Here is a 26,031-nt window from a genome sequence, read left to right as displayed (position 1 = left end):
GCATAAGTTATTCGGCGGCGGGCGCCATGCGTCTCAGCCGCGTCATCATCGAGCGCAGCACCGCCGGCTTCACCGGCTTGTTGATGACCGGCACGTCCATCAGGTCGGCTGCCGTGCGGACTTCGTTCGAGCGATCGGCGGTCAATAGAACTGCCGGCGTGCCGTTGCCATAGACTGCGCGCAGCTTCGCGATCACGTAGAGCCCGGTTTCGCCGTCGAGGTGATAGTCGGCGAGGATGATGTCCGGCTGCCGCGCGGGGCGATTTTTCGCGAAAGCCGCTGAGCCCGAATAGGCGCTGACCTCGCAGCCCCATCCTTCGAGCAGAAGGCGCATGCCCTCAAGGATGCGGGCATCATTGTCTATGCACAGCACCGAAAGCCCGTTCAGCGCGGCGTTGGCGGCAGGCTGCGGCTTGGCGACGCTTTCGGTCACGGTTTCCTGTGCATCGGTCACCGGCAGGATGACGGAGAAACGTGTGCCCTTGCCGCGGCCGGAATCGATCTGGATTTCCAGCCGCAGAACCCGCGCGATGCGGTCGACGATCGACAGGCCGAGGCCTAGTCCCTGCGCTTCGCGCGCGCCTTCGTCGAGGCGGGTGAACTCGCTGAACACGGTGTTGAGTTTGTCGACCGGAATGCCGATGCCGGTATCGAAGACCTGGATCTCAGCCAGCTCGCCGCGCCGCCGGACGCCGACGAGGACGCGGCCGCTGCGGGTATATTTGATCGCATTGGAGACAAGGTTCTGGACAAGGCGGCGCAAAAGGTTGCGGTCGGTTTCGACCGTCAGTGACGACGGAACGATGACGAGTTCGAGCTTCTTCTCTGCTGCCATGGGCTGGAAATCGGTGCCGACCTGACGCAGCAGCCCGTCGAGCCGGAAGACGGTTTCGGCAGGTTTCATCGCGCCCGCATCGAGCCGCGAGATGTCGAGCACGGCACCCAGAATGGTTTCGACCGATTCCAGCGAGGATTCGATGTTGGTTGCCGCATCGCCGACAGTCCCTTTTCCGGCACGCTCGATGAGCGACGAGCAGTAGAGCCGCGCGGCGTTGAGCGGCTGGAGGATGTCGTGGCCGGCGGCCGCGAGGAAGCGCGTCTTGCCGAGATTGGCTTCCTCGGCCAGCATCTGCGCCTGGGCGAGCTCTTCGTTGACCAGCGTCAGTTCGGCGGTGCGGCTTTTCACACGCTGTTCCAGCGATTCATTGGCTCGTTTGAGCGCGAGGTCGGCAGCGACGCGGGCGGAGATATCGGCATAGGTCGCGACGATGCCGCCGTCAGGCATGGGGTTGGAGCGCAGTTCGATGATGCGCCCGCTGGTCTTCAGTTCGATCTGCCAGGCGCTGTCGAAATTGGTCAGCCGGTTGAGCGTCGAAAGCCGCGCCTCGTGGGGGATGTCGCCGCGCGCGGCCAGAAAGCGCAGGATCTTGTCGAGCGATACGCCGACCTGGCCCATGTCGTCGGGCAGGTTGAACAGCGCGCGATACTGCCTGTTCCAGCAGGTCAGGCGGAAATCCTTGTCGAAGACGGTTATGCCCTGTTCCATCTGGTCGAGCGCGATCTGGAGCAGGTCGCGATTGTGCTGCAGGGCTTCGGTCGCGTCGTCCAGCAGGCGGAAGGCGTCCTTCGAGGCACTGTCGTTGCGCTTGAACAGCAGCGACAGGATCAGCCGTGCGGAAGACGAGCCGACCGCACTTGCCAGAAGCTGCTCGGAAAAGCGCACCACCTCCATGCTCGCCTGCTCGTTGCCGTTGAGCTTGATCCCGTCGGTCTGCTCGAAGGTCTGGAACGAGCGCTCGGTGCGCTCGACGCCGAGATAGCGCGAAATCGTGTCCTTCAGGTCGTTGACGGTGATGGCGGTGCGGAAGCGCCGAAGGCTCGGCATCGGGCTCGTGTCGCGCGGCACGAAGATCGCCGCCTGTATGCGCTCCAGCGGCACCGAGGCGCGCGAAAGGGAACCGAGGATGAGGCAGAGCGTGTTGATCGCAAGGCTCCACATCACGCCATGGTTCAGCGGCTCGGCAATCGTGCCGAACAGCGCCTGCGGCCGCAGCGCCTCGATGCCGAACAGGCCTTCAGTCAGGATCTGCGTGTCCGGTGCCACGAGAGACGGAAACAGCAGCGTATAGGCCCATACGAGGATGCCGGCAGCCATGCCGAGTGCCGCCCCCCGGCCATTGGCGCCGCGCCAGATCAGCCCGCCGAAGAAGGCCGGCGCGAATTGCGCGATCGCGGCGAACGACATCAGCCCGATTGACGCCAATCGCGCATTGTTGGTGCTCTCGCGGTAATAGAGGAACGCCGCAAACAGGATGATGAAGATCGACGCACGCCGGATGTTGAGGATGAGGCTCGACCAGTCCTCGTTCTCGCTGGCCTCCGTCTTGAGCACGCGCCGCACGAACAGCGGAATGATAAGGTCGTTGGAAATCATGATCGACAGCGCGACGCTGGCCACGATCACCATGGCGGTGGCCGCCGACAGCCCGCCTATGAAGGCCGCCATCGCCAGCAGATCCTGCCCGTTCAACAGCGGTACGGAAAGCACGTAGAGATCGCTGCTCGTCTGCGGGCCGACCATGGCGAGACCGGCAAGTGCGATCGGCAGGACGAACAGGTTGATCAGGACCAGATAGAGCGGAAACACCCAGGTTGCCGTGCGCAACTCGGCCTCGCCGCGGTTTTCGACGATCATCACATAGAACTGCCGGGGCAGCATGATGATGGCGAAGCCGCTGATGATCGTCGAGACCAGCCAGGTGCCGAGCGAAGTGGTGTAGCCCATCGCCTGCTGTACTTCGGCATTGGCGGAAAGCTTCTCGAACATCGCGCCGGGGCCGTCGAAGAGCGTGAATGTCACGAACAGGCCGACGGCAAGGAAGGCGGCGAGCTTCACCACGGATTCCACCGCCACCGCCAGGATCAGCCCGTCTTGATGCTCCGTCGCGTCGGCGTGTCGTGTACCAAACAGGACGGCAAACAGCGCCAGCAGCATGGCGACGATCAGCGAGATATCGCTGACGAACGGGTCGAAGGAGGGCGGCGAGCCATTGTAATGCTCGACCATCAGGCTGACCGACCCTGAGATCGCCTTTAGCTGAAGGGCGATGTAAGGGATCGCGCCGACGATGGCGATCAGCGTCGCGATGAGGGCTACGGCAAAACTCTTGCCGTAGCGGGCGCCGAGGAAATCGGCGATCGAAGTGATCTTCTCGGCCTTCGCCAGCTTGACGATACGTTTGAGCAGCGGAAAGCAGAAGACGAAAACCAACACCGGGCCGATATAGATGGCAAGGAATTCGATGCCCTTTTCGGAGGCGAGCCCGACCGAGCCGAAGAAGGTCCACGACGTGCAATAGATGGCGAGGCTGAGCGCGTAGATGTAGGGGCGCGGGCGTCCCGGTTCGCGCTTCGCGGCCTGCCTGTCGCCCAGGCTCGCAATCGCGAAAAGCAGCGTCACATAGGCAACTGCGATGATGACGACGACCCAGCCCTGCACGCCTGAACCAACCTCCCACGCCAAGCGATCTCGGCATTAGACCGAAGGCAATCACAGCCGCGCTAGCTTGTCCATTCGAGAGCGCTAGACAATTGGTTGTGCAACAACTTCCTAGCCGGCTTTTTGATCCCGGCCTATTTTGCGGTGCGGATCGCGCGTCGGTGCAATTTTAAACGTTTTGCAATCTATGGTTTTTGCTATGATGCCGCACCGGCCGGAGTCGAAGAGGCGGACAATCAGAGTGCCCGGCCGCCATCAAAGGAGAGGGTTCGATGCTTAAGGAATTCCAGGAGTTTATCTCCAAAGGCAATGTGATGGACTTGGCGGTCGGCGTCATCATCGGCGCGGCTTTCGGAAAGATCGTCGACTCGCTGGTCAACGACGTCATCATGCCGATCGTCGGCGCGATTTTCGGCGGCCTCGATTTCAACAACTACTTTTTACCTTTGTCTTCAGCGGTTACGGCGCCGGCACTTGCAGCAGCCAGGGAACAAGGCGCCGTGCTGGCATATGGCAGCTTTGTAACCGTCGTGCTGAACTTCATCATTCTTGCCTTCATAATCTTCCTGATGGTCAAGGCGGTGAACAATATGCGCCGCAGGGTCGTTGCGGAGAAACCGGTGGCTCCTGCCGCTCCTCCCGCAGATGTGGCGCTGCTGACCGAAATTCGTGATCTTCTGGCAAAGAGATAGCCCTCCACTTCAACCGCTTTCGGAAAACCCTGGCTTCTATAGCCGGGGTTTTCTGTTTTCGACGGCCTGAAAACGCGCTAGCTATCCTCCAAACCTTCCATCTGGATTCATCATGACCCTGATAGACAACCTCCGCGCAGAAGCCCGGCTTGCGCCCGAAAGCGGCATCGTCGAAGTCGCCAATTATGGTCGCGGGCGCGAGGGGCTCATTCCACTATGGGCGGGCGAGGGCGACCTGCCGACGCCGTCTTTCATTTCTGACGCGGCGACCCGCAGCCTTGTCGCCGGTGAAACCTTTTACACATGGCAGCGGGGCATACCGGACCTGCGCCAGGCGCTGGCGCGCTATCACGAGCGGCATTTCGGCAAGCATTTTGCTGACGAGGAATTCATGGTCACCGGCGGTGGCATGCAGGCGATCCAGCTTGCGCTGCAGGCAACAGCCGGCGCCGGCGACGAGGTCATCTACCTGACGCCGGCCTGGCCGAATTTTCCGGGTGCGGCCGGCATCGCCGGGGCAAAGCCGGTGGCAGTTCGCCTCGACCAGTCGGACAATGGCTGGGTGTGCGACGTCGCCAAGGTCGAGGCAGCGGTTACGCCGCGCACGAAGGCGATCTTCCTCAACAGCCCGTCTAATCCGACCGGCTGGACTGCCGATCTCGAGACGCTGAAAGCAATTCTCGATCTCGCCCGCAGGCATGGCCTCTGGATCATCGCCGACGAAATCTATTCCTTATTCTACTATGGCGGCGACCGCGCGCCCTCCTTCATGGATTCCATGGAAGGCGAGGACCGTATCCTGTTCGTCAACACATTCTCCAAGAACTGGGCGATGACCGGCTGGCGCATCGGTTGGCTGCGCATCCATCCCTCGTTGCAGCAGACCTTCGAGAACCTGGTCCAGTATTCCACCTCCGGCGTTGCGCAATTCATGCAGCGCGGCGCGATCGCGGCACTCGAGCATGGCGATGAATTCCTGAAATCGCAGATCGAACGGGCTAGGCAGGCGCGCGATATCGTCTGCGGCATTCTCGGCGATACGGGCCGCGCGCGCATCAACGCGCCACAGGGCGCGTTCTATCTGTTCTTTTCGGTCGGCGGCATAAGCGACTCGCGCAGTGCGGCTTTCGAGATCATCGACAAGGCCAATGTCGGGCTGGCGCCGGGTACGGCCTTCGGCAACGGTGGCGAGGCGTTCTTCCGGCTGTGCTTCCACCGCCGTCTGGACCAATTGGAAGAAGCCGCAACGCGCTTGGCAGGCTGGATACGCAGCGCGTAATTTTCATGGCTTCGCTGTTGCATCTCCTCGCTTGAGCAGAATATGAAGTCTCCAGTTTCGGGGACACCGGGAAAGTAAATTCGATGACAGGCAAACTGCAGATAAAACACATTCCACATGGCTCGCCGACCTCGCCCGAGGCGCGCGCGGCATTGATGCAAAATCCCGGCTTCGGCAAGGTCTTCTCCGACCATATGGTAACGATGATCTGGAGCGCCGACCGCGGCTGGCACGACGCAGAGATCAAGGCGCGCGCGCCGTTCTCCATCGATCCCGCTGCTGCCGTGCTGCACTACGCGCAGGAAATCTTCGAAGGCATGAAGGCATACCGGACCAAGGACGGCATCGCGCTGTTCCGCCCGGAAGAGAATGCGCGCCGCATGGCAATGTCGGCCGACAGGATGGCGATGCCGACTGTGCCGGAAGACCTGTTCATCGAAGCCGTCGAGACGCTGGTGCGCACCGACGCCGACTGGATTCCGGAAGGCGACGGCAGCCTCTATCTGCGGCCGTTCATGTTCGCCAGCGAGGCGTTTCTCGGCGTGCGCCCGGCATCGGAATACATCTTCTGCGTCATCGCTTCGCCGGTCGGCGCTTATTTCAAGGGCGGCTACAAGGCCGTGACCGTCTGGGTTTCGGACGATTACACCCGTGCGGCTCCCGGCGGCACGGGTGATGCCAAGTGCGGCGGCAACTATGCCGCCAGCCTGATCGCCCAGGCCGAGGCGACGAAGCACGGCTGCGACCAGGTCGTCTTCCTCGACGCTGCCGAGCATCGCTGGGTCGAGGAACTTGGCGGCATGAATGTCTGCTTCGTCATGGACGACGGCAGCCTGGTCACGCCGCCGCTTGGCGGCACCATCCTGCCCGGCATCACGCGCGCTTCGATCCTCAAGCTGGCGCAGGAAGCCGGCCTGCGCATCGACGAAAAGCCCTATTCCTTCGACCAGTGGCGCAAGGACGCCGAAAGCGGCAGGCTGCGCGAAGCTTTCGCCTGCGGCACCGCCGCGGTCGTGGCCGGCATCGGCTCGGTGCGTTTCAAGGACGGCGCGTTCGCAATCGGCAACAGCGGCGACGGCGAAGTGACCGCCAGGTTGCGCAGCGAACTGGTCGGCATCCAGCGCGGCACCGTCGACGACAAGCACGGCTGGGTGCATCTGGTCTGATCCAGCATCCCCGGCGGACCCTTCTACCGGGATTGCCTTTCACGGCAGGCTCCGTAATATCTCGCTGAGTATTACGGAGTTGAGCCGATGAGAACCATCCGCATCCTTCTGGCTGTATTCGCGCTGCTGGCCGTTCCCTTGGCTTCGGCCAAGGATATGGCCGGCATCGCGCTTTCGGGCGTTGGCATAGCCTCCAGCACGCTGACTGCGACCGATCTCGCCAAGTTTCCAACCACGGAAATGGAAGTCTCCTTCATGACCAAGAAAGGCATGGAGACGGGACGATACAAGGGTGTTCTGCTGTGGCCGGTGCTTCAGGAGAAGGGACTGGCCAAACTTGCCGGCGACCATCACGAAGACCTGGCGCACACATTTCTGGTGACGGCCAGCGATGGTTACAAAATCGCCTTCTCGATCGGCGAGATTGCGCCGGACTTCGGCAACCGCGCCATCCTCATCGCCACCGAGCGCGACGGCAAATCATTGCAGGATGAAGGCTTCCGGCTGGTCGTGCCGAATGATGCCCGCGGCGCGAGAAGCGTCAAGGGCGTGGTGTCGATCGAGATCAAATAGGCTGTCGGGCTTGTCCCACCCTTCAATGAAGGCGGATATCCATCAGCCGCCGGACTTCGGCACCAGAAGCGGGATGATCCGGTCGGATTTGGCCACCGCCGGCTTGCCTTCGGTGTTGTAGGGAATGCCGAGCGCATCCCAGGTCTCGACCAGCGCGTCCTTGAGAACGTCGATCAGCGCGTCCGTATGGAACGGCGTCGGCGTGATGCGAAGGCGCTCCGTGCCGCGCGGCACGGTCGGATAGTTGATCGGCTGGATGTAGATGCCATGGACGCCGAGCAGGCGGTCGGTGGCCATCTTGCAGAGCTCGGGATCGCCGACCAGAACCGGCACGATGTGCGTTTCCGATGGCATCACCGGCAGGCCGACGGAGGCGAAAACCTCCTTGGCGCGCGCAGCCTGGCGCTGCTGGGCGTCGCGCTCGGCCTGCGAAGTTTTCAGATGGCGGATCGAGGTCGTGGCGGCAGCGGCGATTGCCGGCGGCAGCGCGGTGGTGAAGATGAAGCCCGGCGCAAACGAGCGCACGGCGTCGATCACCGATTTCGTGCCCGTTATATAGCCGCCGAGCGTACCGAATGCCTTGGCGAGCGTGCCTTCGATGATATCGATGCGGTCGGCCAGTCCTTCGCGTTCGGTGATGCCGCCGCCGCGCGGGCCATACATACCCACGGCATGGACCTCGTCGATATAGGTCATGGCGTTGTATTTCTCGGCGAGGTCGGCGATCTCCTTGATCGGCGCGATATCGCCATCCATCGAATAGACGCTCTCGAACACGATCAGCTTGGCGCGCTCGCGGCCGGCTGCCTGCAGCAGGCTTTCCAGATGCGCGACATCGTTGTGCCGAAAAATCTTCTTTTCCGCGCCCGAGCGCCGCACGCCTTCGATCATCGAAGCGTGGTTGAGTTCGTCCGAGAGGATCAGGCAGTTGGGTAGCAGCCGAGCAATGGTCGAGATCGAAGCCTCGTTGGAGACGAAGCCCGAGGTGAAGACGAGGGCCGCTTCCTTGCCGTGCAGATCGGCGAGCTCAAGCTCGAGCTCGACAAGCGGATGGTTGGTGCCGGAAATGTTGCGCGTTCCGCCAGCGCCCGAGCCCATCTTGCCGGCGGTATTCTGGAAGGCGCCGATGACGTCGGGGTGCTGGCCCATGCCGAGATAATCGTTGGAGCACCAGACGGTGATTTCCTGGGCTTCACCGTTCGACCGCCAGATGGCCTTGGGGAACGAGCCGGCGATGCGCTCCAGATCGGCGAAGACGCGATAGCGTCGTTCGGCGTGGATCTGGTCGATCGCTTCCTCGAAAAATCGCTGGTAGTTCATTTCTGTATCCCGATTTTTGATGGGGATCATAATCACAGCCCGCTTTTCAGTCCATTCCATGGATGCGGGCAAAATGCCACGCCGTCTTTGGTGCAATATGCCCTCTTATCTGGGTACAGACCGTGATCTGGATCACGTGCGTCGTGGTTTTTGCCCAAATTTCCGATAAACGCTATTCGGCAGCCGTCTTGGGCGATGAGGAATGGCATGAAGATCGTGGTTCTTGGCGCGGGCGTGGTCGGCACGGCAGCGGCCTATTATCTCGCCCGCGATGGCCATGAAGTCACCGTTGTCGAGCGCCATCCGGCTCCGGCCAACGGCACCAGCTACAGCAATGCCGGCTTCGTATCGCCCGGCGATGCCTACGCCTGGGCCTCGCCCGGAGCGCTCAAAACGTTCTTGAAATCGCTCTACAAGCCGGAGCTGGGCATAAAGATCCGCCCGAGCCTCGATCCAGCCTTTCTGTCCTGGACCTGGCGGTTTCTTCGCCAGTGCACGCAGGCGCGGGCCAATGCCAACACCGATGTGAAGCTCAGGCTGGCGCTTTATTCGCGCGATTGCATCAACGAAATCACCTCGGAAACCGGCATCGATTTCGACGAGCGCCGCAAGGGCATCGTCTATTTCTACCGCACGCAGCAGAGCCTCGATGGGGGTGTGGAGCACTTCAGCTATATCGCCGAGCGTGGGCTGGAAGTCGAAGTCGTAGACCGCAAGCGGCTGTTCGAGATCGAACCGGGGCTGGCGAATTCGGGCGACAGGATCGCCGGTGGCATTTATTCGCCGATGGACCAGACCGGCGATTCGCGGCTGTTCACGACGCGATTGGCCGAGTATGCCAGTGAGCGGCACGGCGCGAAGTTCCTCTATGACACCAGCGTCGAAGGATTGGAGTTTTCCGGCGATCGTGTCAGCGCCGTGACGACCACCAACGGGCCGATCCCTTGCGATGCGGCGGTTCTGTCGATGGGGCCGGAAAGCGGTGTCTTCGCCCGCACGCTCGGGCTCGACCTGCCGATCTACCCGGTGAAGGGCTATACGGCGACCATGGAACTGAAAGACCCGGACAACGGGCCGACCATGGGCAGCGTCGATGAGGATCGCTACGTCGTCTTTACCCGGCTCGGCAATCGCATCCGGCTTGCCTCGACAGCCGAGTTCGCCGGCTTCGACCGCAGCCACAGGCCGGCCGATTTCGAACGCATGTTTCGTACCGCGCATGAGCTGTTTCCCGGCGCGATCGATGAGAGCAAGGCCGAATGCTGGGCCGGCCTGCGCCCGATGATGCCGAACTCGGTGCCGGTCGTCGGTAGAACCCGCTACGGCAATCTCTACTTTGACACCGGCCACGGCCATCTCGGCTGGACGCTGGCCTGCGGGTCCGGGAAATTCCTGTCCGATATCGTTGCCGGACGGAAGCCGGATATCGATCCGCAGGGGCTTTTGCCGACCGTGTAAAAGGCCCTTACCAGCCCTCGAAAGCCGCAAGAACGGCGGGGTCGACGCGGCCCTCGGCAACGTCGGAAAGCGCCCGGTCGAGCATGTCGACGCCGCTGTCGGCTTCCGCCTTGGTCAGCGTCAGCGGCGGCGTGAACTCCAGAATGTTCGAGCTGACGCCGACATAGTAGAGGACCAGGCCAAGTTCGAAGGCGCGGTAGACAGTCAGCGCCGTTTCGTGCCTGGCCGGCGTCTTGCTCATGCGGTCGGTGACCAGTTCGACGCCGATGGCAAGCCCGCGCCCGCGTATGTCGCCGATCATTCTATGCTTCTGCTTCAGGCGTTCCAGTCCGTCCGTCAGGTGCTGTCCGACCTCGGCGGCATTGGCTGCGAGATCGTTGCGCTCGATGGTTTCAAGCACGGCGAGTGCGGCTGCCGCGCAGACGGGATTGCCGTGCACGGTCTGGAAGGAGAAGGCAGCGCTGTGGTTCATGATCTCGGTGGGGCCGACCGCTGCCGAGATCGGCAGGCCGCCGCCGAGACCCTTGCCGAAGACGATAATGTCCGGCTCGATGCCGAAATGCTCGAAACAATGCAGGCGCCCGCTGCGCCCGAGCCCGACCTTGACTTCGTCGCAGACGAGCAGGATGCCGTGCTGGCGGCAGAGCGCCTCGACCTTTCTGAAATAGTTCTGCGGCGGCACCACCATGCCGCCATCCGACTGGATCGGCTCGATGAACAGTGCCGCGACTTCGCTTGGCGGAACCGGTCCGGCAAACAGTTTTTCGAGATGGTCGATTGCAGTGGCTTGCGCCTGTTCCTCGCCGCCATCGCGATAGGCGTTGGGGTAGGGGATCAGCGTCAGGCCGGCGGCCTTGGCGACACCCTGCTGTGCCGGATGGCCCGAAATCGCCATAGAGCCGGACGTGCCGCCATGATAGGCGCCGTTGAAGGCGATAATGCGCGGCCTGCCGGTCGCGGCGATCACCGCGCGCGCAACGGTCTCGTTGGCGTCCGAGCCGGAATGGCCGAGCCAGACGCGGCCGGCGGCGCGCTTCGGCACGATCGACAGGAGTTTTTCGGCGAGTTCGACCGAGGGCAGGTTAGCCGTCGACAACAGGCTGGCTCCGGCCTGGCTTTCCAGCACCTTGTTGACGGCGGCTCGAACGGCAGGATGCGAATGGCCGAGGCCGGCGGCACCCCAGGATGCGGAGAGGTCGAGGAGGCGTCGCCCGTCGTCGCCGATGAGGTAGGCGCCATCACCGCCGACTACTGCCTGCGGGAAGAAGCGCAGGAAAGACATTTTTGAGATCGCGGCGGCGTCGCGCTGGTAAAGGCTTGGCGTGGTCATGTCCGTACCTCCCAAGCCCGCGTTAATTGAAGAACCCCACCACCTCGTCCAACTGCACGACATGGCAATAAATCATGTTGATGATCTCCAGCTCGTGCCGGTGCAACTCCATCGTCGCCGCCGCCGAGCAATCGTCGACGACGACCACGCCGAAGCTTTCGTCGGCAAGGCTGCGCACGGTCGAGGATACGCACTGGTCGGTGAAGATGCCGGCGCAAATGACGTCCTTGATGCCCATATTGTGCAGGATAAGCCGCAGATTGGTGCCGGTCAGCGCGCTGTCGGTGGTCTTGATGATGGTGATTTCGTCTGCGAGCGGTGCAAGCTCCGGCACGATCTGGCCGTCTTCGCGATCCTTCGGCAGAAGCAGATAGTTGAAGCCGGGCTTCTTCTGGCTGAGCGAGCGGTCGCGGCCGTCATTCTTCAGACAGGCGATGCGGGCATAGATGACCTCGACGCCGCGCGCACGGCATTCGGCGATCAGCTTCGCCGTATTGGGAATGACCGTCTCGCGCATGCGGCTGTAGAAGGGCTGCCAGCGCGCGGTTTCCTCCGGCGTGTCCTTGTCTTCGAGATAGGTGTTCTGGATGTCGATCACCAGCAGTGCCGTCGTCTGCGGATCGAGTTTGATATCCGCCGGCTCCTCGGCATTGGCGTAGTAGAAGGAACGGTAGGCGGTTTTCCAGCTCATCCTGCATTCTCCTGTCTGGTCTTCTTGCGCCCGAACAGCGTCCCGATTTCGCGGGTCGGGAACAGGCCGCCGGGCCGCAGCGCCAGAACCGCGATCATCGCCAGCGCCAGCACGATTTCGGTGAGGCCGATGACCGGGTTCGACATGATCTTGGCTTCGTTCAGCACGCCCTCGAAGCCGCGCAGGCTTTCATAGGCGATGGTGACAATGAAGGTGCCGACGATCGCGCCGGTGACCGTGTTCGCCCCGCCGATCACCAGCATACTGAGGATCAGGAACGTCTCCTTCAGATAGAAGGCCTTTGGCGAAAACGAGGTGATGAAGTGGCCCCACAGCGCGCCGCCGACGCCGGCAAAAAGTGCTGCCAGAATGAAAGCGCGCCAGCGCAGGTTTGGAATATGCGCGCCGAGGGCGGCGGCTGCCGTCTCATCGTCGCGGCTTGCCCGCAGGAGGCGGCCCGTGCGCGATTCCTTGAAGACGAGTGCGGCGATCAAGGCGAGTATCGCGACGCCGGCAGCCAGCGGCAGGTCTGTCGCCTTGGGAAGACCGAACAGTGTGCGCGGCCCGTTGGTGACCTGGCTCCAATGCGTCATCACCGTATAGAGCACGACCAGCAGCGCAAATGAGGTGATGACGGCTGCAGCATCCGACAGCCGCATCAGCGGATAGGACAAGGCGGCGGCAACAAGTGCGGCGACGATGCCGCCCGCGGCGATGGCGAGATAAGGCGACACCTGCACGGTCTGGAGGAAGGGATAGAGGTCAGGCAGGGCCATGCCCTTCATCTGCGCCGGTATGGTCAGCACGGCGGATGTGTAGGCGCCGACGCCCATGAAACCCATATGGGCAAACGACAGGATGCCGGAATTGCCCATGAATACCTGCAAGCCCAGCACCAGCACCAGCGAGATGCACAGATTGGTGGCGATGCGGTCATAAAGCCGGATGCCCAGCCATTGATTGACCAGCACCAAAAGGACGATGAGGCCGCCGAGGATCGCTACGGTGAGAAGATGGCGCTTCATGATGTCACGTCCGCTGGCCCGAGGCCGGGCCCTTGATGAGGCCATCCGGCCGCCACAACAGGATCAGGATGACGAGGCTGAAGGTGAAGGCGTCGCGGAACTTCAGCAGCTCCTGCGACAGCGTGTAATTCAGCGTCGTGTCGATGAGGGCAAGCAGGAAGCCGCCGATCACCGCGCCCGTCATCGAGCGCATGCCGCCGATGACGGTGGCAATGAAGGCGACCAGCAACGGCTCCAGCCCGATGCCCGGAACCACGGTGCCAATGCGGCCGATCCACAACAGCCCGACGACGCCGGCCAGGAAACCGCTGATGGCGAAGGCCGAGGTTATGATCAGGTTTGCCGGCACGCCGAGCATCCGCGCCATGGTGAAATTGGTCGCCGCCGCGCGCATGGCGATGCCAAGCACGGTGCGGCGCATCAGCCAGGCAAACAGCGCCAGCAGAACGATTGCCGCAACGATGGTGATGAGGTTTCGCACCGGCGTGATGGCACCGAAGATCGTCACTGTCTGAGAGAAGATGTCGGGCAGCGGCACCGGGCGCGGGCGCGGCGAAATGAACAGCAGCGCCGCATTCTGCAACAGCGTCGAGAAGGCGAAGGAGGTGATAAGGACCGCCGTCACCGATTTTGCCCGGACCGGGCGGAAGGCGACGTAATCCGTGGCGATACCGGCGATGACAGCCATGATCACGGCCACCCCCGCCATGACCAGCCAGGGCAGGCCGGAGCCGCCCATCAGGAACATCGCATAGCCGGCAACCATGATGAGTTCGCCATAGGCGAAGTTCACCAGCTTGAGGATGCCGTAGACGATGACGAGACCGAGCGCCATCAGCGCGTAGGCGCCGCCAAGGCTGAGCACGTCGATGAGGAATTGGACGGTGAAGGTCATGTCCTCAGCCTCCGAGGTAAAGCGCGCTGAGATCGGTCGCCGCGCCGATTTCCGCCGCGGTTCCCGATGCGGCGATCTTGCCGAGCCGCATCACATAGGCGCGGTCGGCTACCGACAGCGCCTTGCGGGCATTCTGCTCCACCAGCACGATGGTCAGGCCCGATTGCTTCAGCGTGCGGATCATCTCGAAAATCTGGTCGACAATGACAGGCGCAAGCCCGAGCGACGGCTCGTCGAGCAGCAGCACCTTGGGCCGCGACATCATTGCGCGGGCGATCACCAGCATCTGCTGTTCGCCGCCCGAAAGCGTGCCGGCGGGCTGCGCGGTGCGCTCGGCAAGGCGCGGGAACAGCGCCAGCATGCGCTCGCGATCTTCAGTGACACCGGCGCGGTCACTGCGGCGGGTATAGCTGCCGAGCGTCAGGTTTTCGGTGACCGTCAGGTCGGGAAACACGTCGCGGGTCTCGGGCACGGTGGCGACGCCCGCCCGCACCATCTTTTCGGGATTGGCCGATGTCACGTCCTGCCCGTCGAGCCGGATCGAGCCGCCAGCTGCCTTCAGAGCGCCGGCGATGCACATCAACGTTGAAGATTTGCCGGCACCGTTGGCGCCGAGAATGGCGACGAGTTCGCCGGTGTCGGCTTTCAGCGAGACCCCGCGCACGGCGCGGATCGCGCCGTAGCGCACTTCGAGATCGTTGACCTCAAGCATGGGCGGCCTCCGAGCCGAGATAGGCCTCGATCACCGCCGGGTTCTTGCGGACTTCATCGGCTTTGCCTTCAGCGATGGTGCGGCCCGAAGCCAGGACATGCAGCCGGTTGCACAGCCGCATGATCAGGCCCATGTCGTGGTCGATGATCAGCAGGCCGAGCCCGCGTGTTCGCGGCAGTTCGGACAGGATGTGCAGGAGCGTTTCGGATTCGGCCTCGTTCATGCCGGCAGCCGGCTCGTCCAGCAGCAGGAAGGCCGGGTCGGCGGCCAGCGCGCGGGCGATCTCGACGCGGCGCTTGTCGCCATAGCTGAGATTGCCGGCGAGATCCTCGGCCTTTTGTGAAAGCGAGAACTCGGCAAGCAGCGTATTGGCCTTTTCGCGCGCCTTGCGCAGGCTGACACCGTGGGCGAGCGCCGAGCTTTCGACATTTTCGACAACGGTCATGTTGTTGAACAGGCGCACGATCTGGAATGACCGGTTGATGCCTTTCAGGGCGATCTTGCGCGGCGACAGGCCCGATATCTGGTCGTCGCCTATGGTCACGCGACCGCTGGCAAGCGGCACCTGTCCGGTGATGGCGTTGATCAGCGTGGTCTTGCCGGAGCCGTTCGGGCCGATCAGGCCGACGATCTCGGCCGGCGACAGCGTCAGCGAGACATTGTCGAGCGCGCGAAGGCCGGAAAACTCGACCGATACGCCAGCCGCGTTGAGCGATTTGTCAGACATGGACTGCCCCATTGGGAGGGACCGGGGCGCAAGGCCCCGGTGCCTGAGATGTCAGGGAGCGGGAATGCTCTCGGGCTTGCGCCAGCCGACGAAGGTCGGCTTGCCGCCCTTGAGTTCCAGAACGACCGCAGCCTTGTTCGGCACATGGCCTTCCTCGGCGGTGCCGTAATCGAGATCGCCGGTCAGCAGCTTGAACTGGCCGTCCTCGAGCGCCTTGGCAACCGCTGCACCGTCCGTGCTGCCGGCGGCCTTGATCGCGTCCGCCATCAGCATGATCGTGTCCCAGCCGGTCGAGACGAAGGAGGTGTCGGGCGCCTCGCCATGCATCTTGGTGTAGAGGTCGATGAATTTCGGCATGTCGGGATGCGCTTCCGGGCCCATCCAGGTGTGGGTCACGAAGTAGACATTGTTGCCGAACTTCTCGCCGAGCGCTTCGTGCATTGCCGGATCGTCATAGGCGTCGCCGCCGAGTACCGGTGCGTCATAGCCGACCTCGCGCAGCGCGCGGATGATCGCGCCGATGTCCTGGCCGTAGGAGGACAGGAAGATCACGTCCGGCTTCTTGCCGAGCGCCTGCAGGCGGGCGATCTGGGCGGAGAAATTGTTGTCGCCGTTGGTGTAGGTGTCTTCGAGGATCACTTCGCCGCCATCGGCCTTGAACTGCTCGACGAAATATTTCGACAGCGACTTGGTGTAAGCGATGAACTGGTCGGTGACGACATAGGCCGTCTTCCAGCCCTTCTCCTTGGCGGCGAAATCGGCTGCCACCGCACCCATCGTCGTGTTCCACATCGACAGGGTGAACTGCTTGTCGCCGAGCGACCAAGACGAATAGAGCGGGTCGGAGGCGCAGGTCGAAATGCCGACGACGCCGGCTTCCTGGGCTTCACGGCCGGCCGGGCTGCCGAAGTCGAAATCGCACGGCGCCATGATCAGTTGCGCGCCCTTGTCGATCAGCTCGACCGCGACATTGCCGACCGTCACCGGGTCGGACTTGCCGTCGATGTTGATGAACTCGATCTGCTTGCCGAGCACGCCGCCATTGTCATTGAGATATTTGACGGCGACTTCCGCGCCCTTGACGCCGGGCGTGTCGAGCGGCGCCTGCACGCCGGTCAGCGACATGGCACCGCCGATGATGATCTTGTCGTCTGCGGCGTGTGCCGCCGAGCCGAGCAGCAGCAGTGCTGCGGCCGTGCTCAAAAGAGTGGTTTTTGACGTTTTCATAGGTGCATTCCCCTGTTTTTGCTTGGTTATTCCAAAGGACCGGTGCGGGTTTTCCCGCTGTTTTTCAGTCTTTCCGGCCCTGTATGCTGAAGTCACTATCAGTAAAGTTTATTTCCTCTCGAACCTCAATCCGCGAACCACCTGGGGCATCGCTCTCTATGCCTTTTTCAGCGCCGAGATTTCGGCGATCAGCGCGTCAGTATCGATCTGCCGGCAATAGCCCTTGATCGTCCGCAGCGAATTGTCGTGGCGTTCCTGGCTGTAGGTGCCGCAGGCGTCGGGAACGAGCGTCACGAGGTAGCCGAGGTCGCAGGCGTCGCGCACCGCCGACTCCACGCACTGGTCGGTCAGCAGCCCGCACATGACGAGCTGCTTCACGCCGAGATTGCGCAGGAGATAGTCGATATGGGTCGACACGAAGACGCTGGACGAGCTTTTCGGCAACACGATCTCGTCGTCGCCCGGCGCGATCTCGTCGATGACCTTGCCGTCATCGGAGCCCTTGGGCACGTTGAAACCGGTGATCTTGTAGTCGAGGCTGCGGTCGCGGCCGTCCTTGGTCAGGCTTTCTATGGTGGTGTAGAGTACCTCGATGCCGGCATCGCGAAAGGCCGCCTGCAGCTTCTGCATGTTGGGCACGGCGGTCGTCTTTATGCGGTCGAAATAATAGGCGTATTTGCCGGTGATATCGGCGTCCGGCACATCCTTGAACTCGCCGCCATCGCGCCGGACGCAGAAGTTCTGCACGTCGATGAACAGGATTGCCGATGCGTTCGGCTCGAGCGGAAGATCGCGGGTTTTCGGGAAGTCGGCGGCCATCTAGTTGCCTTTCGTATTCATGAGGGCGACGGCACCGGTCAGTGCGTCCGCCACAAGCCTTGCCCACCTGACCTGGCCGTCAGGCTGGGCGATCTGATCGTTTCGAATTTCCAGCAGAATGTGGGGAATGCCCCGCGCCTCGCCATGAACCGGGACGGTGTAGTCCGACAGATCGTCGACCGTATAGGGCTCGTTATGGGCGATGCTTATGCCAGGATTCGCGCCTGCGAAGGCCGCCATGAAAGCGTCGGCAAAACGCCGGTCGCGATTGGCCAGGAGCCCGACCAGCCAGGGTCGGTCCTTGCCGGCCAGGCACGGCGTGAAGCTGTGAACCGAGATCAGGATCGCCGGCTTTCCGGCTGCCTTGCGCTGATCCAGAAACGTGCCAACCACCTGATGGAAAGGCTGATGAATCTCATCGAAGCGCTGGCGGCGCTCGCCTTCCGAAAGCGATCGGTTGACCGGCACGACCGTCCCGTCGCTGATTTCGGGAAAGCAGTCCTTGGCCTCGAAAGGACGGTTGCAGTCGACCACCAGCCGGCTGTAGCGCTGCATGATCAGCGGTGCATCGAGCAGTGCGGACAGGCCGCGCGAAAGATTTTCCGCGCCGACATCATAGGCGATATGGCGATCCATCTCGGCAGCGTCCACGCCGAGATCGCCCAGCAGCTGCGGCACGGCACGGCCGGCATGTTCGCAGGTCAGAAGAAATGGCGACGTCCCAGTGAGGTTTATCGCCTCGACCGGGCCCGGATCGTTTCCGGTCAAAACCGTTGTTTCTTGCTGTGCGTTCTGCAACATCGCCTCAGGCTATTTCTGTGGGCCGTGGGCAGCCCGCTATCGATGCAATGGAAGAAATTTTTCAGTCATAGTCAATCATATTTGTTTGTTTGACTAATTTTTTTCACTGTGAATAATGACCCTCACAACGCTTTCGGCGGCTTATGGACCCTTCGAAACAGATGACAGTCCGCACCACGATCATGCAGGCCGCGCCGACGCTGACCGCCAGCGAGCGCAAGCTCGCCAATGCCATCCTGGCGGATTATCCCTTCGCCGGTTTGCAGACGATCCAGGAACTGGCCGAGCGCACCGGCGTCAGCGCGCCGTCGATCACGCGTTTCGTCAGCAAGGTCGGCTATGGCGGCTATCAGGAATTCCAGCGCCAGCTCATCGGCGAGCTGAAGGAAAGCCGCCGCTCGCCGCTTGATCTCAAGACGGTCGAAAGTCCGGCCCGTGCCGGAGATTTCCTCGGCGATTACGCCAATCGCGTCGGGCATCTCATGCAGGAAATGTCGGCAAGCGTGTCAGCCGAGCAGTTCGATGCCATCTGCGGATTGGTCGCCGATCCCTCGCGCAACATCTTCCTGCTAGGCGGGCGCATCAGCGACAGCATTGCCGCCTTCCTGTCGATGCATCTGCGCCAGATCCGCGAACGGGTTCACCATCTGCCGGCCAGCTCCGAACAATGGCCCGAATACATCTTGCGCATGCGCAAGCAGGATGTCGTCATCCTGTTCGACTTCCGGCGCTATCAGCCGGATATCGCCCGGCTCGCCGAAATCATCCGCGAGAAGCGCAAACCGTCGATCGTGCTGATCACCGACAAATGGATGTCGCCCATCGCCCGCGACAGCACGCATGTGGTCGGCTTGCCGATCGGCGTCGGCACGGCCTGGGACACGGTTGTCAGCGCTGTCGCCTTCGTCGAGGCCTTGATCGTCAAGGTCTCCGAAGCCGACTGGACCGCCACGCGCGAACGTATCGAGGCCTGGGATGCGGTGCGGCTGGCGCCGCCGGCTCCCGGTCAGGAACAACGGAATGGGGAATTCGATGAAACGTGAAGAAATGATCGTCGCCTGTTGCAGCGATCTGGCGGGCAAGGTGCGGGGCAAGGCGTTTCCGGCCTCGCAATTCGACAAGCGGCTGGCGCGCGGCATCGGCTGGACGCCGACCAATGTCCAGATCACCTGCTTCGACGCGATCGCCGAAAGCCCCTTCGGCTCGCTCGGCGATCTGGTGCTCATCCCCGACGCTGACGCGCGCGTTCGCATCGAGTTCGGCGAGGGCGAGCCGGTAGAACATTTCGCTATCGGCAACATCCTCCATACCGACGGTAGGCCGTGGGAATATTGCACGCGCTCGATCCTGATCGCCGCACTTGAGCGACTGAAAAAGGCGACCGGCCTGACGCTTTTCGGCGCCTTCGAACACGAGTTCCAGTTCAAGAACAGCCATAGCCCCATGGGCGATGCCTTCTCGATGGCCGGCTTCCGCGCCGAGCGCGATTTCGCCGAGCTGCTGGTCGGTGCCATGCGCGAGGCAGGTGTGCAGCCCGACACCTTCATGAAGGAATTCGGTGCTGCCCAATACGAGGTTACGATGGGGCCGCAGCGCGGCGTGACGGTCGCCGACCACTCGCTGATCACGCGCGAAATGGTGCAGACGGTCGCCGACCGTCTCGGCCACGAAGTCACCTTCACGCCGATCCGCGACCCGAAAGGCATTGGCAACGGCGTCCATATCCATATGAGCTTCCTGTCGGAGGATGGAAAGCCGGCGACCTACGATCCCGCCGGCAAGCATGAGCTGTCCAAGACGGCGGGCCATTTCGTTGCCGGCATCCTGAAATATCTCGATTCCATCGTCGCCATCACTGCGCCGAGCGCGGTTTCCTACCTGCGGCTGACACCGCATCGCTGGAGCGCTGCCTTCAACAATCTCGGCTTCCGCGATCGCGAGGCCTCCGTGCGCATCTGCCCGGTGTCCGATCTCAGCGACATCGCCAAGGCCGCACAGTTCAACTTCGAGTTCCGCGCCGCTGATGCGACGGCGAGCCCCTATCTGCAGCTTGCAGCGTTGGTTCATGCCGGCGTGCAGGGCATCGAGGAAGGGCTGGAGGTTCCCGAAGCCACGCAGGAGGATCTGTCGCTGCTCGACACCAAGACACTCAACGAGCGCGGCTATGTCCGCCTGCCGCAGACGCTGGAAGAAGCGCTGCGCCGCTTCAAGGCCAATCCGGTCGTCACCGGCTGGTTCCCGCAAGGCTTTGCCGACGTCTATGTCAAGCACAAGGAAGGCGAACTCGGCTTCCTGAAAGGCAAGACGCAGGAGGAAATCTGCGCGGCGTATGAGGAAGTTTACTGAGGGCATTCAGGTCTGGATGGAAACAGCCCCTCACCCTTACCCATTCCGGGGCGAGCCACGGGTCTCGCCCGTCCTTCGGACCCCCGTGAAGAACGGGGAGAGGGGGTCGTCAGCGTTGCGGCCAGCCTCCTTCTCTTCGTGAGGATCGGTTAGAAGGACGAGGCTCCAACGCCGATGCCTCCCTCTCCCCGTTGTTCACGGGGAGAGGCAAGGGTGAGGGGCTGTTTTGACATTGCAAAGCTGCCTGACCTCTGATCAACCGCCCATTCGCACTCCATTCATCTGTCCCATCCACCAAACGCATCGTTTGGTGGAAAGGTGCTTTGCCGCCGCCCGAAAACGATTAAGGTGGCCCAATCAATTCTGGCCGACGGCGCTGTTCCAGGCGCGCCGGGGCGGCCAGTGTGGTGGATCAAACAAGAAGATCGAGCAGTCCGCAGGGGAACACGCAGCGACTGCCGGCAGGCAAGCATGAAGGAGATTCCAATGTCGAAAGTGATCAAGGGCGGCACCATCATTGCTGCCGACAGGACCTATGAGGCCGACATCCTGGTCGAGGGCGAGCACATCGCGGCGATCGGCAAGGATCTCTCCGGCGACACGGTCATCGATGCCGAAGGGGCCTATATCCTGCCCGGCGGCATCGACCCGCATACCCATCTCGAAATGCCCTTCATGGGCACGACAGCTGCCGAAACCTGGGAAAGCGGCACCTTCGCAGCCCTTTCCGGCGGCACGACGATGGTCGTCGATTTCGTCATCCCCGGACCCGGCGGCATGCTGGAAGCGTTGGAGGAGTGGGAGAGCAAGGCCCAGCGCCAGGCATCCTCCGATTATTCCTACCACATGTGCGTGACCAATTGGTCGGAACAGAACTTCTCCGACATGGCCAAGGTGGTGGACCGCGGCATCAACACCTTCAAGCATTTCATGGCCTACAAGGGCGCGTTGATGGTGAATGACGACGAGATGTTCGCCTCCTTCCAGCGCTGCGCCGCCCTCGGCGCGCTGCCGCTGGTCCATGCCGAAAACGGCGATATCGTCGCCGCCTTGCAGCAGAAATATATGGGCAGCGGCATGCCCGGTCCCGAGGCCCATGCCTATTCGCGCCCGCCCGAGGTCGAGGGCGAGGCGACCAACCGCGCCATCATGATTGCCGACGCAGCCGGCGTTCCGCTCTACGTCGTGCATGTCTCCTGCGAGCAGAGCCATGAGGCCATCCGCCGCGCCCGCCAGAAGGGCATGCGCGTCTATGGCGAGCCGCTGATCCAGCATCTGACGCTGGACGAGCGCGAATACCAGAATGCCGACTGGATGCACGCCGCCCGCCGCGTGATGTCACCGCCCTTCCGCGACAAGCTCAACCAGGACAGCTTGTGGGCGGGTCTTGCCGCCGGCTCGCTGCAGGTGGTGGCAACGGACCACGCAGCCTTCACCAGCGAACAGAAGACGCTCGGCCTCGACGATTTCCGCAAAATCCCGAACGGCACAGGCGGGCTCGAAGATCGCATGTCCGTGCTGTGGGCGCGGGGCGTCGAGACCGGCCGGCTGACCATGAACGAGTTCGTGGCCGTCACCTCGACCAACATCGCCCAGATCCTCAACATCTACCCGCAGAAGGGCGCGATCCTGCCGGGTTCGGATGCCGATCTGGTCGTCTGGGACCCGAAACTGTCCAAGACCATCTCGGCCGCCAACCAGAAGTCGATCATCGATTACAACGTCTTCGAAGGCTTCAAGGTCCGTGGCCTGCCGCGCTACACGCTGTCGCGCGGCGATGTCGTCTGGTCGCACGGCCAGAACGACCAGCCGCAGCCGGGCCGCGGCAAATTCGTCAAGCGCCGCGCCTTCCCGGCGGTCAACCAGGCGCTGTCGAAGTGGAAGGAAATCACCGCTCCGCGCGCTGTCACCCGTTCGGCCGAGCATATGCCGATCGGCGTCTGACCGAAGGAACTGTATCGCTTCAATCCTCGAAAAATGGCTTGCCTTAATCCCGGCCATTTTTGGGGATCAAGGTGCCCGCGTCGTACCTCCGAAACGTGGTTTCGGAGGTGGGGAACGGCGCGTCACCTGGGATTTTGATGTGAAGCGGCTTGTCGGGTTTTCTCTGATTTCTCTTTGCCTTGTGGCTATCGCAGGGTCCGCCCCTGCTGACCAGTTCGACAGCGGGCTCATTCCGTCGCCGCATATCCTGATGCCGGATGGAGCGCCGAGCAGCACCGTCTTCCTGTTTTCCGACAAGCAGGGTTGGTCCGCAGCCGACGAAGATTTTTCAGCGCGATTGGCCGGCGACGGCGCGATCGTCGTCGGGGTCGATCTTCCGCAATATCTCCAATCGATAGCCAAGGTGCCGGACGATTGCGCCTATCTGGTTTCGGATATTGAGAACCTCAGCCAGCAGATGCAGCGCTCTGCCGGCTCCTCGAACTACAACCCACCCATCCTCGCCGGTGCAGGCGAAGGCGGTGGCCTTGTCATGGCAATTGCGGCGCAGACGCCTGCGGCCACGGTGGGGCACACGATAGCCGTCGATCCGACAGCCAGCATCCCGCTGGCCAAGACCTTGTGCAGCGGTGCGGCCCGCAAGGAAACGCCACAAGGCACGGTCTACGATCTGGAGAAGGGCGAGATGCCCAATCCGATCGATGTAACCTTCACGCCCCAGGCCGACGCTGACGGCCGCGCGCACATCGCGGATTTGCGCGGTCAGGGTTTCGACATCAAGATCAACGATGCGACCGCGCCGGCCCAGACAGCGCTTGAGAATTCGGTGACCGCCGTGCTCCAGTCGCAGGACGACACCAGCGATATTCCGCTGGTGGAACTGCCGGCCACGCCGACCCATGACACCATGGCAATCGTCTATTCCGGCGATGGCGGCTGGCGCGATCTCGACAAGTCCATCGGTGGGATACTTCAGGAAAAAGGCATCCCCACCATCGGGGTGGATTCGCTACGGTACTTCTGGTCCGAGCGCCCGGCCAAGGATGTGGCGGCGGACCTGAAGCAGATGATGGATAAATATACCGCGCTGTGGAAGGTCAAGCACGTTCTGCTGATCGGCTATTCTTTCGGCGCCGATGTCCTTCCCGCTAGCTTCAACGTGCTGGATGAGGCGGACAGGCAGCGCGTAAGCCAGATTTCATTGCTCGGCTTTTCGCCCGACGCCTCGTTTGAGGTCTCGGTCGCCGGCTGGCTTGGCACTGCCGATTCCGACTCCGTCCCGACCTTGCCGGAACTCGGCAAGATCGATCCGAAGCTGGTCCAGTGTTTCTACGGTGAAGATGAAGACGATACGGCGTGCCCGAAGTTGGAAGGCGGCCCGGTCGAGGTCATCAAGACTACGGGCGGGCATCATTTCGATGGAGATTACGCGAGCCTCGCCGACAAGATTATCGATGGATTTGTGCGACGCACAGGCATGGCCACGAACACGACGCCGTGATCAAATGCAATAGAGAAGTATTTTCGTAATTCTGAAAATTACAAGAAGTTAATAAAATAAATCTCCAGATTGTGAGCATCACGTCGCGTTGTATTTACGGGATGGCGATCTCTTATTGCGTTACAGAAAATATGCGTAAGAATTAAATCTTCGTAATGTTCGCAAAAGCTCTAAATTGTGGCGGGATTGCTCCCTAAGTCTTCCGTATCGAATGCATAGGCAGCCGAAATCGGCGAGAACGGCCAGCCTGATCGTCGATACGTCGAATAGACGATTCCAGCATGGAATACGCCACGGCGCTTGGATCAACTCTCGCAGGGACCACGAAAATGTCCTCCAATATTCTTCGCAGACACCGTGTCGCCGCTCTGCTTGGCGCCGCATTGATCATCACCCCCCTCGTGCTTTCACCTGTCCTGCGGGCAGGGGCAGCCGAAGCCGTCCAGCCGACGCCGGTCACCGGCATCATGGCACCGTCGGGCTCGTTCGCGCCCATCGTCAATGCCGACAAGCCGGCCGTCGTCACCATCATGACCAAGATGAAGGTCGACGCCTCCGCTTCCGATGACAGCGGCGACGGCCAGCAGCAGCCGTTCAGCGGAAATTCGCCTTTTGATCAGTATTTCCGCCAGTTCTTCGGGGATCAGGGCATGCCGCAACCCCAGATGAAGCCGCACCGGCCCGACAGCGGCGGCCAGGAGGCCGAAGCTCTGGGTTCAGGCTTCATCATCGCCTCTGACGGCACCATCGTAACCAACAACCACGTCGTCGACGGCGCAACCGAGATCAAGGTCGTGCTGGATGACGGCACCGAATTGCCGGCTACCCTCGTCGGCCGCGACGCCAAGAGCGATCTGGCGGTGGTCAAGGTCAAGTCCGACAAGCCGCTGCCGACCGTCAAGTGGGGCGATTCCGACAAGCTGTCCCTCGGCGATCAGGTGCTGGCCATCGGCAACCCGTTCGGCATCGGCACCACCGTTACCGCAGGCATCGTTTCGGCGCGTGGCCGTGACCTGCACAGCGGGCCGTATGACGACTTCATCCAGGTCGACGCCGCCATCAACCACGGCAATTCCGGCGGACCGCTGGTTGCCATGGATGGCTCGGTCGTCGGCATCAACTCGGCCATCTATTCGCCCAATGGCGGCAGCGTCGGCGTTGGCTTTGCCATCCCGTCCGATCAGGCCCAGTCGGTTGTCGCCAAGCTGATCAAGAGCGGCTCGATCGAGCACGGCTATATCGGCGTGCAGATCCAGCCGGTGACTGCCGATGTCGCCAATGCGATCGGCCTCGATCACCCGACCGGCGCGCTTATCGCGCATGTCAGCGACGACTCGCCTGCTGCGGCCGCCGGCCTGAAGACAGGTGACATCGTCACCGCGCTGAGTGGCCGCGACATCAAGGACCCGAAGGATCTTTCCCGCGCCGTGGCGGATGTTTCGCCCGGCACCAAGGAAGACCTGACGGTCTGGCGCAAGGGCTCGAGCGTCAATGTGCCGATCACCGTCGGGCAGAACGGCGACGAGCAGAAGATGGCGTCCGCCGACAGCACGCCGGACCAGTCGTCCGGCCGCAATTCCGTGCCGTCGCTCGGACTGGCTCTGACCGACATCACGCCGCAGGCCCGGCAGGCTCTGAACCTGTCGAATGGCGAGCAGGGCGCACTGGTGGCGCGGGTCAACCCGGACAAGGCTGGTGCCGAGCAGGGTATCCGCGAGGGCGACCTGATCGTCTCGGTCAACCAGACGCCGGTGAAAAACGCCAGGGAGGCGAGCCGCGCCGTCGCAGAAGCCGGCAAGGCCGGCAAGAAGTCGGTGCTGCTGCTCGTCGAACGTGGCGACACGCAGACCTTCATCGCCGTGCCTTTCGATCACGCCTGATCGTTATTCGCCTCAACAAACCGTCCGGACGCAATGTCCGGGCGGTTTTTGTTTGGGTGCTGCCTGAAATTCGACACCGTCATACGAAAATCGACTACCATTCTCGGCCCCAACTGGCCGATTTCGGAGACTGACATGACCCTGTT

21 protein-coding genes are annotated in these 26,031 nt (G+C 62.3%); 10 read left to right on the top strand and 11 right to left on the bottom strand.

Going from position 1 to position 26,031, the window contains the following annotated elements:
* Positions 1 to 7 precede the first annotated feature (7 nt).
* Positions 8 to 3,499, bottom strand: a complete 3,492-nt coding sequence (locus WBQ96_RS21955) for a hybrid sensor histidine kinase/response regulator (RefSeq protein ID WP_336554452.1) — start codon at positions 3,497 to 3,499, stop codon at positions 8 to 10.
* A 272-nt stretch (positions 3,500 to 3,771) separates the two neighbouring features.
* On the opposite strand from WBQ96_RS21955, the gene mscL reads away from it, so the two are divergent.
* The 4 genes from mscL to WBQ96_RS21935 all read left to right on the top strand — a co-directional run bounded on the left by mscL (position 3,772) and on the right by WBQ96_RS21935 (position 7,209).
* Positions 3,772 to 4,191, top strand: a complete 420-nt coding sequence (mscL, locus tag WBQ96_RS21950; protein WP_336554380.1) for a large conductance mechanosensitive channel protein MscL — start codon at positions 3,772 to 3,774, stop codon at positions 4,189 to 4,191.
* A 112-nt stretch (positions 4,192 to 4,303) separates the two neighbouring features.
* Positions 4,304 to 5,470, top strand: coding sequence for a pyridoxal phosphate-dependent aminotransferase (locus WBQ96_RS21945; protein ID WP_336554382.1), 1,167 nt, complete (start codon positions 4,304 to 4,306; stop codon positions 5,468 to 5,470).
* Positions 5,471 to 5,553: 83 nt separating this feature from the next.
* The gene (locus tag WBQ96_RS21940) at positions 5,554 to 6,636 is read left to right on the top strand and encodes a branched-chain amino acid aminotransferase (RefSeq protein ID WP_336554384.1); all 1,083 of its coding nucleotides are present in this window, start codon (positions 5,554 to 5,556) and stop codon (positions 6,634 to 6,636) included.
* An 87-nt stretch (positions 6,637 to 6,723) separates the two neighbouring features.
* Complete coding sequence (locus WBQ96_RS21935) at positions 6,724 to 7,209, top strand: molybdopterin-dependent oxidoreductase (RefSeq protein WP_336554386.1); 486 nt, start codon at positions 6,724 to 6,726, stop codon at positions 7,207 to 7,209.
* A gap of 42 nt (positions 7,210 to 7,251) precedes the next feature.
* On the opposite strand, the gene hemA is transcribed toward WBQ96_RS21935, so the two are convergent.
* Positions 7,252 to 8,529: a 5-aminolevulinate synthase gene (gene hemA, locus WBQ96_RS21930; RefSeq protein ID WP_091914565.1), complete on the bottom strand. Its 1,278-nt coding sequence runs from the start codon at positions 8,527 to 8,529 to the stop codon at positions 7,252 to 7,254.
* Between the two features lie 207 nt (positions 8,530 to 8,736).
* Here hemA and WBQ96_RS21925 point away from each other — a divergent pair, with 207 nt between their 5' ends.
* Entirely contained in the window at positions 8,737 to 9,987 is a 1,251-nt protein-coding gene (locus WBQ96_RS21925; RefSeq protein WP_336554390.1) for a D-amino acid dehydrogenase, read from the top strand.
* 7 nt (positions 9,988 to 9,994) lie between these two features.
* Here the strand turns inward: WBQ96_RS21925 and WBQ96_RS21920 are convergent, their stop codons facing one another.
* From WBQ96_RS21920 to WBQ96_RS21880, 9 genes are all read right to left on the bottom strand, one after another.
* On the bottom strand, positions 9,995 to 11,317 hold the full coding sequence (locus WBQ96_RS21920; protein WP_336554392.1) for an aspartate aminotransferase family protein: 1,323 nt from the start codon (positions 11,315 to 11,317) through the stop codon (positions 9,995 to 9,997).
* Between the two features lie 22 nt (positions 11,318 to 11,339).
* The gene (locus WBQ96_RS21915; protein ID WP_336554394.1) at positions 11,340 to 12,008 is read right to left on the bottom strand and encodes a cysteine hydrolase family protein; all 669 of its coding nucleotides are present in this window, start codon (positions 12,006 to 12,008) and stop codon (positions 11,340 to 11,342) included.
* Positions 12,005 to 13,033 carry a branched-chain amino acid ABC transporter permease gene (locus tag WBQ96_RS21910; RefSeq protein WP_336554395.1) on the bottom strand — a complete coding sequence of 343 codons (1,029 nt, stop codon included), beginning with the start codon at positions 13,031 to 13,033 and terminating at the stop codon, positions 12,005 to 12,007. The genes WBQ96_RS21915 and WBQ96_RS21910 overlap by 4 nt, the downstream gene beginning before the upstream one ends.
* Before the next feature lie 4 nt (positions 13,034 to 13,037).
* Positions 13,038 to 13,928 (bottom strand): branched-chain amino acid ABC transporter permease, encoded by an 891-nt coding sequence (locus tag WBQ96_RS21905; protein WP_165114693.1) that lies wholly within the window; start codon positions 13,926 to 13,928, stop codon positions 13,038 to 13,040.
* Between the two features lie 4 nt (positions 13,929 to 13,932).
* Complete coding sequence (locus WBQ96_RS21900) at positions 13,933 to 14,640, bottom strand: ABC transporter ATP-binding protein (protein WP_336554397.1); 708 nt, start codon at positions 14,638 to 14,640, stop codon at positions 13,933 to 13,935.
* Positions 14,633 to 15,367: an ABC transporter ATP-binding protein gene (locus WBQ96_RS21895; protein WP_336554399.1), complete on the bottom strand. Its 735-nt coding sequence runs from the start codon at positions 15,365 to 15,367 to the stop codon at positions 14,633 to 14,635. Before WBQ96_RS21895 ends, WBQ96_RS21900 begins: the two co-directional genes overlap by 8 nt.
* A 51-nt stretch (positions 15,368 to 15,418) precedes the next feature.
* Positions 15,419 to 16,594, bottom strand: coding sequence for an ABC transporter substrate-binding protein (locus WBQ96_RS21890; protein WP_336554402.1), 1,176 nt, complete (start codon positions 16,592 to 16,594; stop codon positions 15,419 to 15,421).
* A 156-nt stretch (positions 16,595 to 16,750) separates the two neighbouring features.
* Complete coding sequence (locus WBQ96_RS21885) at positions 16,751 to 17,413, bottom strand: isochorismatase family cysteine hydrolase (RefSeq protein WP_336554405.1); 663 nt, start codon at positions 17,411 to 17,413, stop codon at positions 16,751 to 16,753.
* Positions 17,414 to 18,181, bottom strand: coding sequence for an N-formylglutamate amidohydrolase (locus WBQ96_RS21880; RefSeq protein ID WP_336554407.1), 768 nt, complete (start codon positions 18,179 to 18,181; stop codon positions 17,414 to 17,416).
* Positions 18,182 to 18,375: 194 nt separating this feature from the next.
* On the opposite strand from WBQ96_RS21880, the gene WBQ96_RS21875 reads away from it, so the two are divergent.
* The 5 genes from WBQ96_RS21875 to WBQ96_RS21855 all read left to right on the top strand — a co-directional run bounded on the left by WBQ96_RS21875 (position 18,376) and on the right by WBQ96_RS21855 (position 25,885).
* Positions 18,376 to 19,257, top strand: a complete 882-nt coding sequence (locus tag WBQ96_RS21875; RefSeq protein ID WP_336554408.1) for a MurR/RpiR family transcriptional regulator — start codon at positions 18,376 to 18,378, stop codon at positions 19,255 to 19,257.
* Positions 19,247 to 20,560 (top strand): glutamine synthetase family protein, encoded by a 1,314-nt coding sequence (locus WBQ96_RS21870; RefSeq protein ID WP_336554410.1) that lies wholly within the window; start codon positions 19,247 to 19,249, stop codon positions 20,558 to 20,560. The genes WBQ96_RS21875 and WBQ96_RS21870 overlap by 11 nt, the downstream gene beginning before the upstream one ends.
* 486 nt (positions 20,561 to 21,046) lie before the next feature.
* Complete coding sequence (gene hydA, locus WBQ96_RS21865) at positions 21,047 to 22,504, top strand: dihydropyrimidinase (protein ID WP_336554412.1); 1,458 nt, start codon at positions 21,047 to 21,049, stop codon at positions 22,502 to 22,504.
* A 139-nt stretch (positions 22,505 to 22,643) separates the two neighbouring features.
* Complete coding sequence (locus tag WBQ96_RS21860; protein ID WP_336554414.1) at positions 22,644 to 24,005, top strand: virulence factor family protein; 1,362 nt, start codon at positions 22,644 to 22,646, stop codon at positions 24,003 to 24,005.
* A gap of 329 nt (positions 24,006 to 24,334) precedes the next feature.
* Positions 24,335 to 25,885 carry a DegQ family serine endoprotease gene (locus WBQ96_RS21855; protein ID WP_336554417.1) on the top strand — a complete coding sequence of 517 codons (1,551 nt, stop codon included), beginning with the start codon at positions 24,335 to 24,337 and terminating at the stop codon, positions 25,883 to 25,885.
* Positions 25,886 to 26,031 lie beyond the last annotated feature (146 nt).

This window comes from Mesorhizobium sp. CCNWLY176 (genome assembly GCF_037153935.1).
Classification (GTDB): domain Bacteria; phylum Pseudomonadota; class Alphaproteobacteria; order Rhizobiales; family Rhizobiaceae; genus Mesorhizobium_M; species Mesorhizobium_M zhangyense.
The sequence above is the reverse complement of the archived record's forward strand: the minus strand, read 5'-3'. Positions and strand labels throughout refer to the sequence as shown.

What these genes read in the sequence shown, in the direction of transcription:
- mscL (WP_336554380.1), top strand. Translation starts at nt 3,772, where the DNA reads ATGCTTAAGGAATTCCAGGAGTTTATCTCCAAAGGCAATGTGATGGAC.
- WBQ96_RS21945 (WP_336554382.1), top strand. Translation starts at nt 4,304, where the DNA reads ATGACCCTGATAGACAACCTCCGCGCAGAAGCCCGGCTTGCGCCCGAA.
- WBQ96_RS21940 (WP_336554384.1), top strand. Translation starts at nt 5,554, where the DNA reads ATGACAGGCAAACTGCAGATAAAACACATTCCACATGGCTCGCCGACC.
- WBQ96_RS21935 (WP_336554386.1), top strand. Translation starts at nt 6,724, where the DNA reads ATGAGAACCATCCGCATCCTTCTGGCTGTATTCGCGCTGCTGGCCGTT.
- hemA (WP_091914565.1), bottom strand. Translation starts at nt 8,529, where the DNA reads ATGAACTACCAGCGATTTTTCGAGGAAGCGATCGACCAGATCCACGCC.
- WBQ96_RS21925 (WP_336554390.1), top strand. Translation starts at nt 8,737, where the DNA reads ATGAAGATCGTGGTTCTTGGCGCGGGCGTGGTCGGCACGGCAGCGGCC.
- WBQ96_RS21920 (WP_336554392.1), bottom strand. Translation starts at nt 11,317, where the DNA reads ATGACCACGCCAAGCCTTTACCAGCGCGACGCCGCCGCGATCTCAAAA.
- WBQ96_RS21915 (WP_336554394.1), bottom strand. Translation starts at nt 12,008, where the DNA reads ATGAGCTGGAAAACCGCCTACCGTTCCTTCTACTACGCCAATGCCGAG.
- WBQ96_RS21910 (WP_336554395.1), bottom strand. Translation starts at nt 13,033, where the DNA reads ATGAAGCGCCATCTTCTCACCGTAGCGATCCTCGGCGGCCTCATCGTC.
- WBQ96_RS21905 (WP_165114693.1), bottom strand. Translation starts at nt 13,928, where the DNA reads ATGACCTTCACCGTCCAATTCCTCATCGACGTGCTCAGCCTTGGCGGC.
- WBQ96_RS21900 (WP_336554397.1), bottom strand. Translation starts at nt 14,640, where the DNA reads ATGCTTGAGGTCAACGATCTCGAAGTGCGCTACGGCGCGATCCGCGCC.
- WBQ96_RS21895 (WP_336554399.1), bottom strand. Translation starts at nt 15,367, where the DNA reads ATGTCTGACAAATCGCTCAACGCGGCTGGCGTATCGGTCGAGTTTTCC.
- WBQ96_RS21890 (WP_336554402.1), bottom strand. Translation starts at nt 16,594, where the DNA reads ATGAAAACGTCAAAAACCACTCTTTTGAGCACGGCCGCAGCACTGCTG.
- WBQ96_RS21885 (WP_336554405.1), bottom strand. Translation starts at nt 17,413, where the DNA reads ATGGCCGCCGACTTCCCGAAAACCCGCGATCTTCCGCTCGAGCCGAAC.
- WBQ96_RS21875 (WP_336554408.1), top strand. Translation starts at nt 18,376, where the DNA reads ATGACAGTCCGCACCACGATCATGCAGGCCGCGCCGACGCTGACCGCC.
- WBQ96_RS21870 (WP_336554410.1), top strand. Translation starts at nt 19,247, where the DNA reads ATGAAACGTGAAGAAATGATCGTCGCCTGTTGCAGCGATCTGGCGGGC.
- hydA (WP_336554412.1), top strand. Translation starts at nt 21,047, where the DNA reads ATGTCGAAAGTGATCAAGGGCGGCACCATCATTGCTGCCGACAGGACC.
- WBQ96_RS21855 (WP_336554417.1), top strand. Translation starts at nt 24,335, where the DNA reads ATGTCCTCCAATATTCTTCGCAGACACCGTGTCGCCGCTCTGCTTGGC.